8 protein-coding genes and 1 tRNA gene are annotated in these 14,272 nt (G+C 60.8%); 7 read left to right on the plus strand and 2 right to left on the minus strand.

Annotated features, from left to right (window positions below; all coding sequences use genetic code 11):
• Positions 1-11: 11 nt before the first annotated feature.
• Positions 12-2,072 carry a M13 family metallopeptidase gene (locus AB3347_RS08410; protein WP_369091331.1) on the plus strand — a complete coding sequence of 687 codons (2,061 nt, stop codon included), beginning with the start codon at positions 12-14 and terminating at the stop codon, positions 2,070-2,072.
• A gap of 233 nt (positions 2,073-2,305) precedes the next feature.
• Positions 2,306-3,925, plus strand: a complete 1,620-nt coding sequence (locus AB3347_RS08415; RefSeq protein ID WP_369091332.1) for a glycosyltransferase family 39 protein — start codon at positions 2,306-2,308, stop codon at positions 3,923-3,925.
• Between the two features lie 328 nt (positions 3,926-4,253).
• Here the strand turns inward: AB3347_RS08415 and AB3347_RS08420 are convergent, their stop codons facing one another.
• The gene (locus AB3347_RS08420; RefSeq protein WP_369091333.1) at positions 4,254-6,464 is read right to left on the minus strand and encodes a hypothetical protein; all 2,211 of its coding nucleotides are present in this window, start codon (positions 6,462-6,464) and stop codon (positions 4,254-4,256) included.
• Between the two features lie 259 nt (positions 6,465-6,723).
• A complete protein-coding gene (locus AB3347_RS08425) occupies positions 6,724-7,602 on the minus strand; it encodes a cytochrome c5 family protein (protein ID WP_369091334.1) in 879 nt (292 codons plus the stop codon).
• 214 nt (positions 7,603-7,816) lie between these two features.
• On the opposite strand from AB3347_RS08425, the gene AB3347_RS08430 reads away from it, so the two are divergent.
• From AB3347_RS08430 to prsK, 5 genes are all read left to right on the plus strand, one after another.
• Positions 7,817-7,892: transfer RNA gene (locus AB3347_RS08430), tRNA-Arg, on the plus strand.
• Positions 7,893-8,238: 346 nt separating this feature from the next.
• Positions 8,239-9,528, plus strand: coding sequence for a nucleotide sugar dehydrogenase (locus tag AB3347_RS08435; RefSeq protein ID WP_369091335.1), 1,290 nt, complete (start codon positions 8,239-8,241; stop codon positions 9,526-9,528).
• 82 nt (positions 9,529-9,610) lie between these two features.
• Complete coding sequence (locus AB3347_RS08440) at positions 9,611-10,663, plus strand: SDR family oxidoreductase (RefSeq protein ID WP_369091336.1); 1,053 nt, start codon at positions 9,611-9,613, stop codon at positions 10,661-10,663.
• A gap of 20 nt (positions 10,664-10,683) precedes the next feature.
• Entirely contained in the window at positions 10,684-12,087 is a 1,404-nt protein-coding gene (locus tag AB3347_RS08445) for a TIGR03013 family XrtA/PEP-CTERM system glycosyltransferase (protein ID WP_369091337.1), read from the plus strand.
• Between the two features lie 88 nt (positions 12,088-12,175).
• Positions 12,176-14,269, plus strand: a complete 2,094-nt coding sequence (gene prsK / locus AB3347_RS08450) for an XrtA/PEP-CTERM system histidine kinase PrsK (RefSeq protein WP_369091338.1) — start codon at positions 12,176-12,178, stop codon at positions 14,267-14,269.
• The last annotated feature ends 3 nt before the right edge of the window (positions 14,270-14,272 follow it).

The following is a 14,272-nucleotide window of genomic DNA, read 5'->3' on the forward strand; positions in this document are numbered from 1 at the left end:
GAGAGATCCGCATGAAACGACATTTGCTGAGCGCCGCGGCGCTCGTGCTGGTGGCCTCGATGGCCCAGGCAGAATCCGCGAAGACCACCACCGGCGCCAAGGCCGTGCCGAAGCTGTCGGCCGGCATCGCGCTCGAATACGTCGAGCCGAGCGTCCGCCCGCAGGACGACTTCTTCCAGCACCTGAACGGCAAGTGGCTCAAGACCGTCGAGATCCCGGCCGACAAGTCGAGCTGGGGCGCCTTCCACAAGCTGCACGACGACACCCAGCCGCAGCTGCGCGCCATCATCGAGCGCTCGGCCGCCACCAAAAACCCGCGCGCCGGCTCGGAAGAGCAGCTGATCGGCGACTTCTTCGCCAGCTACATGGACGAAGCGCGCCTCGAGAAGCTGGGCATCGCTCCGCTCAAGGGCGAACTGGCGAAAATCGCGGCCATCAAGGACAAGGCCGAACTGCCGGCCACCTTCGCGCGCCTGGGTCGCATCGGCGTCACCACCCCGTTCGGCTTCTATATCCACCAGGATGCCAAGGATTCGACCAAGTACGTGGCCGACCTGTACCAGGGCGGCCTGGGCATGCCGGACCGCGACTACTACCTGAAGCTCGATGACGCCAAGCTGGCCGACACCCGCGCCAAGTACCAGCAGCACGTGGAAAAGATGCTGGCGCTGTCGGGCGACAAGAATGCCGCCGCGAATGCCAAGGCCGTGGTCGACCTGGAAACCGAACTGGCGCGCGTCCAGTGGACCAAGGTCGAGAACCGCGACCCGATCAAGGCCTACAACAAGGTCGAGCTGAGCAAGCTGGCCGAGATGGCGCCGGGCTACGACTGGAACGCCTGGCTGCAGGAAGCGGGCATCCAGGGCAAGGCCGACTACGTGATCGTCAGCCAGCCGAGCTACCTGAAGGGGATGGCCGAGATCCTGAACCGCGTGCCGCTCGAGACCTGGAAGGTCTACCTGCAGCTGCACACCGTGAACGGCTACGCGAACTACCTGTCGAAGGCCTTCGTCGACCAGCGCTTCGCCTTCCACGGCACCACGCTGTCGGGCGCGCCGAAGCTGGAACCGCGCTGGAAGCGCGGCGTGTCGACCATCGAAGGCGCGCTGGGCGACGCGGTGGGCAAGCTGTACGTGAAGGAGCACTTCCCGGCCGAGCGCAAGGCGCGCATGGAAGTGCTGGTGAAGAACCTGCTCGAAGCCTACCGCTCGTCGATCGACACCCTGGACTGGATGAGCCCCGCCACCAAGAAGGAAGCGCAGGCCAAGCTGGCCAAGTTCACCCCGAAGATCGGCTACCCGAACAAGTGGAAGGATTACTCGTCGCTGAACGTCAAGCGTGACGACCTGGTCGGCAACGTGATGCGTTCGCGCGAAGTCGAATACCAGCGCGAGCTGAACAAGCTGGGCAAGCCGATCGACCGCGACGAGTGGGGCATGACGCCGCAGACCGTGAACGCCTACTACAACCCGGAACTGAACGAGATCGTGTTCCCGGCCGCGATCCTGCAGCCGCCGTTCTTCGACGCCAAGGCCGACGACGCGGTGAACTACGGCGGCATCGGCGCCGTGATCGGCCACGAGATCAGTCACGGCTTCGACGACCAGGGTTCGCAGTACGATGGCGACGGCAACATGCGCAACTGGTGGACCGAGGAAGACGGCAAGAAGTTTGCCGAGAAGACCAAGGTCCTGATCCAGCAGTACGCAGGCTACAGTCCGCTGCCGGGCTACAACGTGAACGGCGAACTGACCCTGGGCGAGAACATCGGCGACAACTCGGGCCTGGCGATCGCCTACAAGGCCTATAAGCTGTCGCTGAAAGGCAAGCCGGCCCCGGTGATCAACGGCCTAACCGGCGACCAGCGCTTCTACATGGGCTGGGGCCAGGTGTGGCGCTCGAAGATGCGCGAGCCGGCCCAGATCGCCCAGGTCAAGACCGACCCGCACTCGCCGGGCCAGTTCCGCGCCAACGGCACGCTGAAGAACCAGCCGGGCTTCTACGAAGCCTTCGGCGTGAAGGAAGGCGACAAGATGTACCTGGCGCCGAAGGACCGCGTGATCATCTGGTAAGCAGCAACGCTGCAGATGGAAGTAGGGCCGCGACGAGCGGCCCTTTTTCATTCGCGCCCGGCAGAAGGCGCGGGTTTGCCGTGCCAAGTTGCCTCAAAGCATGCTACGGATGGGGTCACCTCACTGTGGTGTATTTGCACGACATAGTATCGATATATGGTTAACTTGTTGTAAAAATATTTATTAAAAAGTAATCTAGCGAAATTAAAATTTGATAACCTTAGAGGGCCGGCATGGATCTTCAGCGCTCCGGAGTGCAGCAATGGGTCATCCTGTGCATACTGTTATCGCTTGTAGGCTTGCTATTCCTCGAAGGCCCCTCCAGCAATACTTTTTCGTGGAGTGACGCGCCGCGCCATGCGTTAAACGGCGTTTTCGTGAAAGACCTGTTCGCCGCTGCGCCATTTGGAGATCCTGCTGGATTCGCCTATGCGTACTATGCCAAGTATCCGGCACTAACAATTCTGTTCTACCCTCCGCTGCTGTATCTGATCAGTGCTCCGTTCTATGCCTTGTTCGGCGTGTCCGAGCAGACCGCTCTCCTGGTAATAGCGCTCCACTATGTCGCTTTTTCTTGGGGAAGTTGGAAACTGTTCAGTTTTTGGCTGGATAAATGGCAAGCACTTGCCGCAACGGTCATGCTGGTTGCCGCGCCCGAAATCGCATTCTGGGGCCGTCAGGTCATGCTCGAGATTCCGAGTCTGGCGTTCATAGTATGGAGCGCCGTGTTCTTCACCCGCTATCGGCGCGAGCAATCCCCACGTTGGCTCTACCTTTCACTCGCCCTGCTGGTGATGGCCATATACACCAAGCTGACGGCTGGTTTTCTGGCAATTGTTTATCTGCTTACCCTTCTCACAGAGCGCCGCGCCGCGTTGCTGCGGGACCGTCATATCTGGGTAGCCGCCATCCTCGGCGTGATCGCGCTCATTCCACTTGTCGTGCTGACATTAAAGTTCGGGCAGGCGAACATTCAGTCGGCTACCGGCATTGCCGATTCAGTGGTATCGCGGCGCTCGCTGTCGGGTTGGACATGGTATTTTCAGCGTTTGCCAAGCCAACTTGGATGGCCGTTGCTCGCGGTGGCTGTGCTGGGAAGCGCTACTTTGCTGTGGCGTCGACGTACCACCGGCACCTTGCATGGTGATGCGTTGTTTTGGGGCCTCTGGTTCATGGTGGGCTATGTATTCTTTTCGTCGATCGACTTGAAAGAAGCACGCCACTCGTTGTTCATTCTGCCGCCTGTCGTGTTAAGCGCAGCCGTGGCCCTGTCACGATTGTTGCCAACAAGAGTGGCTGCGCTGGCGTGTGCTGCGCTGGCGGCATTGGTACTTGCCCAAACAGTCTGGATGCGCCCGGTCCATCACGTCGGGGGCTATGCCGAAGCGGCGGATTTCGTCTCGCGCAAGGCCGCACGCGACACGGCGGTGCTATTTTCAGGGTACCGGGATGGCGCTTTTGTGTTCAACATGCGGACGCGTGAAGATCGCCGCGATCTTTCCGTCGTGCGTGCTGACAAAATTTTGCTCAGCGTCGCCGTACGGCGCGAACTTGGCATCAAGGAAAAGGACCTGGACGAAGCGGCTATCAGCGCACGTATCGATAATCTCCGCATTGAATATGTGGTGGCGCAACCTGGGTTTTGGAACGATCTGGCGGTGATGCAGCGTTTTGAGCGGGTACTTTCATCGGATCAGTTTGAAGAAGTAGCGCGTATACCTACCCCAGCTAATTATCCCGCGCATGAAAAGGAGTTGGTTGTCTATCGTAATCGTCACCGCCTGTTGCAGGAGCACGGGCCGCGCGAGATCGAATTGCCGATCATCGGGAAAACAATACCGGCGACACGGTGACGAGCTGGGCCTGGCGGTGAGAGTGCCGTTCGACTCTACCGCTGCTGTGCTTTTTTCAGGAAGGCCTGGGACCTGCGCCAATGGCGCTGGTGCGAAAGCTGATCGAGCGTTTCCGCTGACACCGCTGCACAGCAGCGCCTGGGCACTCCGATTCTGCTCACGTAAGTGAATCCGTGTTTGCAAGACCGATGCGGATGGACGCAACGTATTGCGAGACGATCTTCATTCAAAAAAATACACCCTATAAGGATCGTCCTTATAGGGTGAAGGAAAACATCTGGTCAACCTTCGCCAGCTTGCGCTAACGAAGATTGCTGATCATCGACGTTTATTTGCGCGGAACAATCGCAAACTGCGGCGAGGAAGCGTAGTCGGGTTTATTTGCACGGTTCTGGAATATCGTCCATGCCTGGGCGCCGGCGGCGCCGCCAGCGGTGGCGGCATAGGCCAGGGCCGGTTGCATGTTCGACGGATAGCCCTCGGGAGCACTCGAATAGCCTGTCATCTCGCCAACCATCAGACCCAAGCTGCTTGCCATAGCGCTACTGCCGCATGTAAGGGCGTTGAAGGCATCCGTGTGGTTGACCTTGTAAACTTGGGCCATCGTGGTGTAGTTCGCCGAGGTCGCCGAATCACGGATCTGCATTTCATACTTGGCAGCGTCGATCCAGCAAGCGCCAGTTGCAACCATGCGCATCGTCGGGAACATGACTTTATAGGCAAGAATCGATTTTGCTTTTTCGAAGCCGAGTTCGGCAACATGGCCGACTGCCGAGGTAAAGAAGTCGTCCTGCCAAGGAGCGATACCGGTCGCCGCACCATACGCATAGGCATTTCCGTTGGTAATTACACCGAGCGTATTGGCCGAGGGATTCTGCGGATAGGTAGTGTTGTAGTAATCCAGATTATTATCGAGAATACCGACAAATTGCGCCTTTAACGGGTCTGCATCCGGAGTAATGTAAGCCACCTCGCCAAGGGTACGCATGCTCCATGCCTGGCCACGAACCTGATCTGGGCTCAGCAGGCCCTTGCCAAAGCCGCGGTAATACGGATTCGACATGAACGAGTTGTACATGGCCCAGAACTGCAGCTCTTCCAGGTAGTAATAATCGCCGCTGACCAGGTATGGCAGGTAAGTCATGGCTGGCTGGTGTGGCGTGTCATGTACGTTCGGCGAGTTGCATGCGCCGGCCGAGGCGCAGACCGGGAAGGATTCGTACTGGCCGGTAGCCTTGTTCCAGGTGTCGCCCGGGTTGCCGAAGATGGTCATGTAAGGATAGTCGACAACGCTGACGGGACGGTCGGTCTTCCTGTCGCGGTAGTGCATCGAGAAGCTGCCAGCCAGGTCGGCCGTACCCATGGTGACTTCCTTGGCACGCTTGTCCATGCTGAGCAGATACATCGCTGACCAGCCAGGCAGCAGGCCGATATCCGGACGACCGCCGGTGGATGGCATGTAGGGGTTTGCCAGACCAACACCCATGGGCTCGGTCTGCGGTCCGGTCCAGCGCGCCTTCAAGGCCGCAAGTGCGGTTTCAGGAATACTCAGCGTCTGGTCGTAGTTCGGCACCGCACGGCTATTGATCAGGTAGACGGAATTGTGCTTGACGTTGACTTCCGGCGCAGCGCTGCCCCACCATGCCAGTTTGCGCCAGCGCGCGTGGTGGAGATGGGTCATGCCCGCCTTGGCATAAGCGGTTTGCCCGCCGACGGTCAGGCTCGCGTCATACGTAAAATTGCGTGGCGCTGCTTCATACGCCCAGTTGTTCTCGACGGTAAGATCGACACGCGCCTTTTTCACACCCGGGTACCAGCGAATGGCAAACCGCGCGGATAGATGCGGGTGAGCCACACCATTGCTATCGGTCAGCGGCGCCGACACATGCCATTCATTGACATTTGCACCGCTGAGCCAACTGGTGACCTTGCCTGCCTTGATCAGCTGATCGGCGGAGGCGGTGTACCGCACGCCGTCAACCAGTGCCGAGAACGACGCGGTAAATCCAGCGTTGGTCAAGGCAGTGGCGGCAACCGCGGTCGGCGTGCCGGCAGCGCTGCGGTTGAGGCTCATGGTGCGCACTTCGCCTGCATTCAGCGACGGAAGGACGGCGGAAATGATGGCGTGGCGTACCGAACCATCAGGATGCTTGGCTTTGACGTCGACCTGCAGCGGAATTGTCGCGCCGCTATCGAGGACGCCCGTCAGTGACGATGTCGAGCTCAAGTCGCCCGGAGCGAAAACTTGACCAAAAGTCACTGGAACGTTGGATTGGCTCGCCGATGAGGTGCTTTCGAACCGGATATTGGTAACACTGCTGCCGGCAATCGGAGCAGGGCTGGTAGAAGTGGTGGTGGTAGTGCCGCGGCTCTGCGGCACGTAGGCAGCCGTGCTGGCCAGCAGGCTGGTGCCCTGGAGGTCCGTTGAAACGGTTGCGGCTTGGTCGGCTGGGTTAGTGCCGCCACATGCTGCTAAGGCTGCGCCAAACAGAACGGTATAAGCGGCGCGAGTCGTCAAGGAATGCATTGCAAATTTCATTTGGATCTCTTCAGATTGCCGGGGGCACCGGATTACGCCCCTCTCAGAAACCAAAGGTTACTCCAAAGAAAAACACATTCCTAGCGGAATCACAGATTTTGTTCAGAATTTTCTGTAAACTTAGTCCTAAGTCAATACAATATTTCAGAGATTCTAACGAATATTATTTGCCGACAACATCTCGCAGTAAAATCTAATGACGTTTTTACCATTTAATGTAAAAAGATCTATGAATGAGCGACTGTTGGCAGAAGATGACTTATTTTGACGAAAGGACCATATAGTCAACGGCGGCTTTCACGTCGGCATCCGGCGCAGTCGAGCCGCCTTTCGGCGGCATCACGCCGGCCTTGCCCTGGAAACCCTTGATCGCATGGTCGTACAGGACGCCATTGCCCTGGCCGATGCGCGCTGCCCAAGCTGCCTTGTCGCCGACTTTCGGTGCGCCGGCGATACCGGCGCCGTGGCAAGCAACGCAAGCACTGTTATAGAGCGCCTTGCCGGCGTCGGCAGAGGCGACGGCCGGGGCTGCTGCTGGCGCCGGGCTGGCGGCTGGAGCCGTTGCCGAAGCAGCTGCCGGCGCTGGAGCCGCTTCGGCCGTGGCTGCGGCCGTCGTTGCGGCTGCTGGCTCCGCCGCCGCTGGCTCTTTGAACGAAGCCCCGCTCTTATTGGTCATATAGACGACGGCACGGGCCACTTCGAGGTTGTCCAGGTCGGGGTTGCCGCCCTTGGCCGGCATCGCGCGGATACCTTCGATCGCATGCTTGAGCAGGGTGTCGTAGCCTTGCGCCAGGCGCGCGCTCCAGGCGCCGTTGTCTCCCAGCTTCGGTGCGCCGGCGGCGCCGCTGTCGTGGCAGGCTGCGCAGACGGCGGCATACACGGCATTACCGGCCTGCAGCACCTTCGGCGCATTCGCGTCGACCAGGGTGAAGCCTTCTTCGGCCACCGGGCGCACACGCTCCGCGACCGCTTCGGCGCTCTGGCTATTGGTGCCGGCGCCGGTCAGGCGGTCGTTGGTAGCGAAAACCACGAGCAGAATGATGCCGATGACGATGACCAGAAAGAACCCTGTCACGGCCGCAACAAGCTGCTTCGGGGTTCGGATCAGGGATTGGTGTTCGTTGTGTGCGTCGCTCATGATTTCCTTAATTCGATTAAAAAAACCTGCCACTACCAGAAAGACCTGCCGCTACCGGCGCCTGCAGCCACATGCTTTTTTGCAAATGCCGTCAAACGGCCGATTATAGACGTAAAGCTGCTCTAATGTAACGAAATTCATCTACAGCAAGAGCTTGCCCATGGACGCGGTGGACGAAGGCGTGTATCCTTCGCATCACTTTCTTCTCTCTCATGCGGCTGTAGCTCAGTGGATAGAGTATTGGCCTCCGAAGCCAAGGGTCGTGGGTTCGATCCCCGCCAGCCGCGCCACCTGTTTCTCCACCCTGCCATCCCCATCCCGCTGATGCCGCGTGCTGCCGCACAGCCTTCCTCTTAGCAACATTGCTTAAAACATTGCTATCGAAACCCTGCGCACGATTCATGCTTTTGCGGAACTTGTGTTTCAGGAAATGCTAATATCACATCATTGATACGGATGAGCTGACGTGTTCCTGCCGGTCGGGGCGTCATGGCGGAGTAATGTCTTTCCGATATCGTTCAAAGAGCTTGTTGTTACCGTTAGACAAACATAAACGGTAAAGTTGAGTGCACTTATGCATTTATGCTAAACTGAAAGTTAGCATTTTTGCAAAACTAATTCTATACGGAATGCGATATGAAAGCTGATGAGGTCGTCGCGGTAGTAGGGCTGGGTTACGTGGGCTTGCCCCTCGCAGTGGAATTTGGCAAGAAAGGGAAGACCATCGGTTTCGACCTGTCGACCGCCAAGATCGAGCAATACAAGCAGTTCGTCGATCCGACCGGCGAAGTCTCCTCCGATGACTTGCGTGCGGCGCGCCACCTCGAGGTCACCACCGACCCGGCGATGCTGGCTCAGGCCGACTATATCGTCGTCGCAGTGCCGACCCCGGTCGACATCGCGCACAATCCGGATTTCACCCCGCTGATCGGGGCCAGCAAGTCGGTTGGCGCCAACATGAAGCGCGGCGCCATCGTTGTCTATGAATCGACTGTCTATCCGGGCGCTACCGAAGAAGTCTGCATTCCGATCCTGGAACGCGAGTCCGGCTTGAAGTGGAAGCAGGACTTCCACGTCGGCTTCTCACCGGAACGCATCAATCCAGGCGACAAGGAACACACCTTGACCACCATCCTGAAGGTGGTCTCGGGCGACGACGACGAATCGCTCGAGCGTATCGCCCAGTTGTACGAATCGGTCGTCACCGCCGGCGTTTACCGCGCCTCCAGCATCAAGGTCGCCGAAGCCGCCAAGGTCATCGAGAACACCCAGCGCGACCTGAACATCGCCCTGATGAACGAACTGGCGATCATCTTCGACAAGGTCGGCATCGACACGCTCGAAGTGCTGAAGGCGGCCGGCACCAAATGGAATTTCCTGCCGTTCCGCCCGGGCCTGGTCGGCGGCCACTGCATCGGCGTCGATCCGTATTACCTGACCCACAAGGCCGAGATGGTCGGCTACCACCCGCAGGTGATCCTGGCGGGCCGCCGCATCAACGACGGCATGGCCAAGTTCGTGGCCGAGAAGACCGTCAAGTCGATGATCTCGTCGGGCTTCCACGTGAAGGGCTCGAAGGTCAACGTGATCGGCCTGACCTTCAAGGAAAACTGCCCGGATCTGCGCAATTCGAAGGTGGCCGACATCGTCCACGAACTCGAGAGCTACGGCGTCGAGGTGCATGTGTTCGATCCGCAGGCCGACGCCCAGGAAGCCGAGCACGAGTATGGCATCAAGCTGGAAAGCTGGGACAGCCTGCCGAAAGCGGATGCATTGGTGGTAGCCGTGCCACACAAAGAGGTGTTGTCACTTTCTTTAGCTGACTTTGCAGGCAAGCTGAACGAGAATGGCTGCTTCATCGACGTGAAATCGCAGTTCGACCCGAAAGCGTTGCAGGAAGCCGGCTACTGCGTCTGGCGCCTGTAATCCGCATGCCCTGCACCTGCCGCAGCGCATGTGCGCTGCGGCGACGCCGGCCGTGCCGGCGTGACCGAGAGAGTGTTCGAAAGTGAATAAGTTTCAAGACGTCCAGCAACACCTGCTTCAGCACCGCTACCACTGGCTCGTGACCGGTGCGGCCGGGTTCATCGGTTCGAACCTGGTCGAAGCGTTGCTTCGGCTTGGCCAGCAGGTCACCGGCCTCGATAACTTTGCCACCGGGCACCGTCATAACCTCACGCAGGTGGCCGACGCGGTCGGCCAGCAAGCCTGGGAGCGCTTCAGCTTCATCGAAGCCGACATCCGCAACCTGGACGCGTGCGTCAACGCCTGCGCCGGCGTCGATTTCGTCCTGCACCAGGCCGCCCTGGGTTCGGTCTCGCGCTCGATCGACAACCCGATCGGCACCAACGAGACCAATGTCACCGGTTTCCTCAACATGCTGGTTGCGGCGCGCGATGCGAAAGTGAAGCGCTTCGTCTACGCCGCCTCGAGCTCGACCTACGGCGACCATCCGGCCCTGCCCAAGGTCGAGGACGTCATTGGCAATCCATTGTCGCCGTACGCGGTCACCAAGTACGTCAACGAGCTGTATGCGAATGTGTTCGGCCGCACCTACGGCATGGAGTCGATCGGCCTGCGCTACTTCAACGTGTTCGGCCCGCGCCAGGATCCGAACGGCGCTTATGCCGCCGTGATCCCGCAGTGGGTGGCGGCGCTGATCCGCAACGATGAGTTGCGCATCAACGGCGACGGCGAGACCAGCCGCGACTTCTGCTACATCGACAACGTGGTGCAGGCCAACCTGCTGTCCGCGCTGGCGCCAGGGGAAGCCGCCAACCAGGTCTACAACATTGCCGTCAACGAACGCACCAGCCTGAACCAGTTGTACGGCATGATGCGCGCGCTGCTGCGGGAGCGTTTCCCGCACCTGGACGCGCACCAGCCGACGTATGTCGAGTTCCGCCGCGGCGACGTACGTCATTCGCAGGCCGACATCGGCAAAGCGGCCAGCCTGCTGGGCTACCAGCCGACCCACCGGATCGGCGAAGGTCTGGAGCAGGCCATGGCGTGGTATGTAGCGTCGCTCGCGCCATCGGTGAATACACATGCAAACAAGTAATAAGAATCGGGGAGGCTACTGTGTTCAGGATCTCTAACCATTACGTATCGAAGATCGTTTTCCTGCTGCTGTTCGTCGAGGTGCTGGTGCTGCTGGGGGCAGCCTACATCGGTGCGGCGGTGCGCATGCTCGAGTTCGGCGATGCCGCGGCGGCGGCCCACCTCGACCACTTCTTCACCTCGGCGGTGGCGTTTACCGTGGCGATCATCTTCAGCATGAGCGCGATGGGCATGTACCAGCTCGACTTCGACGAAGGCCTGCGCCATCCCTTCTTCATGAAGCTGATGCCGTCCTTCCTGATGGGCTTCGCGATCCTGGCGCTGGTGTTCTACATGGCGCCGGAACTGTCCTTCGGGCGCGGCACCATGGCCCTGGTCTTCATCCTGGCCGGCACCGGCATCTTCCTGGCGCGCATGGCCTTCTTCAAGTCGTCCGAAGCGCGCTTCCTGCAGTCGCGCATCATGTTCCTGGGCAGCGGCCCGCTGGCCAAGGAATGCAGCGAGCTGGCGCAGAAGAATTCGAATTACCACCGTTACAACATTGCCGGCTTCATCCCGAGCGCCGGCGAGGAACTCTGCGTTCCCGCCGACAGCCTGATGAAGGTGCGCGACGGCGACTCGCTGGTCACCCTGGCGCGCCAGAACAACGTCTCGGAAATCGTGGTGTCGGTGCAGAACCGCCGCGGCGGCTTCCCGATCAAGGAGCTGCTCGACTGCAAGCTGCAGGGCATCCGCGTCACCGACGCCGCCACCTTCTTCGAGCGCGAGACCTGCCAGATCCGGGTCGACTCGCTGCAGCCCTCGTGGCTGGTGTTCGGCGGCGGCTTCGACCAGAGTTTCGTGCGCACCTTCATGAAGCGCAGCTTCGACCTGGTGTGCAGCCTCCTGATCCTGGTGGTGGCCCTGCCGCTGATGCTGCTGGCCGCACTGCTCGTGAAGCTGGAAGACGGCGGACCGGTATTCTATTCGCAGGAGCGGGTGGGCAAGGACGGCAAGACCTTCCGCGTCCACAAGTTCCGCAGCATGCGCGCCGATGCCGAGAAGAGCGGCAAGCCGCAGTGGGCCGCCAAGAACGACCCGCGCGTCACCCGTTTCGGCAACTTCATGCGCAAGACCCGCATCGACGAACTGCCACAGATCCTCAACGTGTTCAAGGGCGAGATGTCGTTCGTGGGTCCGCGCCCGGAGCGTCCGTATTTCGTCGAGCAGCTGATCGAGGTGGTCCCGTATTACAACGTGCGCCACAGCGTCAAGCCGGGCATCACCGGCTGGGCCCAGGTGCGCTACGGCTATGGTTCCTCGGCCGAGGACGCGCTGCAGAAGCTGCAGTACGACCTGTACTATGTGAAGAACAACAGCCTGTTCCTCGACGTTCTTATCCTGATCAACACGCTCAAGGTCGTCCTGCTGCGCCGCGGCCAGTGAGCAGCGACGCACAGTTCCGCCCGGCGCCGTGGTTTGCCGGGCCGATCCGGGCTCCATTTCTTTCTTCCGGCGCCGCTGAGCTACATCCATGGACGACGTTTCCCTGACCAGTATCGCGGCCTATAGCTACGCGCTGGTGGCCGTGTGCTTCCTCGTGCTCGGCGCGCCGCTGGCCGTGCGCCAGCGGCGCCGGCACGATGTGGCGCTCGGCCTGGCCTGCCTCTCCAGCGTCTTGTGGGCCACCGTGATAGCGTGGGAAGCCTTCTATGGCGACGTGTGGTCGCCGCTGGTCGACTGCGCCGAGCTGCTGCGCAACGCCGCCTGGTCGGTGTTCTTGCTGGTTCTGCGCGGTCACTTCACCGATCCGGCCAGCCGCATGCCGCTGCGCCTGCAGCCGATGCTGGTGGTGGGCGTCCTTGTTTACCTTGCCTGCCTGGCGGCCGCCGCCGGCGGCTGGCTGAGCCTGGGCCTGGGTGAGCGTCCCGGCGCGCTGCCGATTGCACTGCGGGTCGCGATGTCGGTGACCGGTATGCTGCTGGTCGAACTGGTGTACCGCAACCGCACCGTGCACGAGCGCTGGGCGGTGAAGTTCGCCTGTATCGGCATCGGGGCCATGTTCGCCTACGATTTCTACCTCTACAGCTACACGTTGCTGTTCCGCAGCGTGGATATCGATATCTGGGCTGCGCGCGGCGTCGTCAATGCGCTGACCGTGCCGCTGATCGCGGTCTCGCTCGGACGCAGCAAGCTGTGGTCCTCGCCGCTGGCGGTGTCGCGCCGGGCGATGTTCCATTCGGCCACGCTGTTCGGTTCCGCCCTCTACCTGCTGGCGATGGGCTCGGCCGGCTATTACCTGCGCTACTTCGGCGGCAACTGGGGCACGGTGATGCAGGTGACCTTCCTGTTCGGCGCCCTGATCCTGCTTGCGGGGGTGCTATTCTCGGGCAGCTTCCGGGCGCGCCTGAAGGTCTTCATCAGCAAGCATTTCTATCGCTACAACTACGATTACCGCGAGGAATGGATGCGCTTCACGCGCACTCTCTCCAAGCCGGGACCGGACCTGGGAGAGCGCGTCATCGAGGCGGTGGCGGCATTGGTGGAAAGCCCGGGCGGCGCGCTGTGGCAGCGCCGCGAGTCGGGCCATTATGAGCCGGTGGCATACTGGCAGGCGCCGGCGCTGGTCGCGCATGAACCGGCGGACTCGCCGTTCTGCCAGTTCCTCGAATCCAGCCAGTGGGTGATCGACCTGCATGAATACGCCCATACGCCCGACAAGTACGAGGCCCTGGTGCTGCCCGAATGGCTGGGCGGCTATCCGCGCGCCTGGTTGGTGGTGCCCTTGATCCTGCACGCGCGCCTGTTTGGCTTCGTGCTGCTGCAGAATCCGCGCAGCCCGGTCAAGCTGAACTGGGAAGTCATCGATGTGCTCGAGATCGCGGGCAGCCAGGCCGCCAGCCAGCTGGCGCAGCAGGATGCAGCGCGCGCGCTGATGGTGGCGCGCCAGTTCGAGTCCTTCAACCGCATGTCGACCTTCGTCGTGCACGACCTGAAGAACCTGGTGCTGCAGCTGTCCCTGATGAACGCCAACGCCGCCAAGCACAAGGACAATCCGGAATTCCAGGCCGACATGCTGGAAACGGTAGACTACTCGGTGCAGAAGATGAAGATCATGCTGCAAAAGTTGAGCCGCACCGAGACCCAGGAACAGCCGCTGCCGCTGGCGGTGGACCAGGTGGTCAGCCAGGCGGTGGCGCTCAAGGCCGCCTTCGAGCCGCGCCCGGTGATGGCGGTCGAGGATGGCTGCTTGCGTGTGCTGGCCGATCGCGAACGCCTCGAGCGCGTGGTGGGGCACTTGATCCAGAACGCGATCGAGGCCACGCCGCGTACCGGCAGCGTCAGGATCCGCCTGGCGCGCGAAGCCGGACATGCGCTGGTCGAGATCGCCGACACCGGCGAAGGCATGAGCGAGGAATTCATCCGCGAGCGCCTGTTCAAGCCCTTCGACTCGACCAAGTCGGCTGGCATGGGCATCGGCGTGTTCGAGAGCCGTGAATACATCAATGAACTGGGCGGCAGCCTGGAGGTGAGCAGCGCGCCGGGCGTGGGCACCACCTTCCGGGTCCTGCTGCCGCTTCACCAACAGGAAATGCCGGCGGACCAGCGCGCCCCGCGCGCCGCCTGATAC

The sequence above is a fragment of the Massilia sp. X63 genome, assembly GCF_041023745.1.
Classification (GTDB): domain Bacteria; phylum Pseudomonadota; class Gammaproteobacteria; order Burkholderiales; family Burkholderiaceae_D; genus Telluria.

What these genes read in the sequence shown, in the direction of transcription:
- AB3347_RS08410 (WP_369091331.1), top strand. Translation starts at nt 12, where the DNA reads ATGAAACGACATTTGCTGAGCGCCGCGGCGCTCGTGCTGGTGGCCTCG.
- AB3347_RS08415 (WP_369091332.1), top strand. Translation starts at nt 2,306, where the DNA reads ATGGATCTTCAGCGCTCCGGAGTGCAGCAATGGGTCATCCTGTGCATA.
- AB3347_RS08420 (WP_369091333.1), bottom strand. Translation starts at nt 6,464, where the DNA reads ATGAAATTTGCAATGCATTCCTTGACGACTCGCGCCGCTTATACCGTT.
- AB3347_RS08425 (WP_369091334.1), bottom strand. Translation starts at nt 7,602, where the DNA reads ATGAGCGACGCACACAACGAACACCAATCCCTGATCCGAACCCCGAAG.
- AB3347_RS08435 (WP_369091335.1), top strand. Translation starts at nt 8,239, where the DNA reads ATGAAAGCTGATGAGGTCGTCGCGGTAGTAGGGCTGGGTTACGTGGGC.
- prsK (WP_369091338.1), top strand. Translation starts at nt 12,176, where the DNA reads ATGGACGACGTTTCCCTGACCAGTATCGCGGCCTATAGCTACGCGCTG.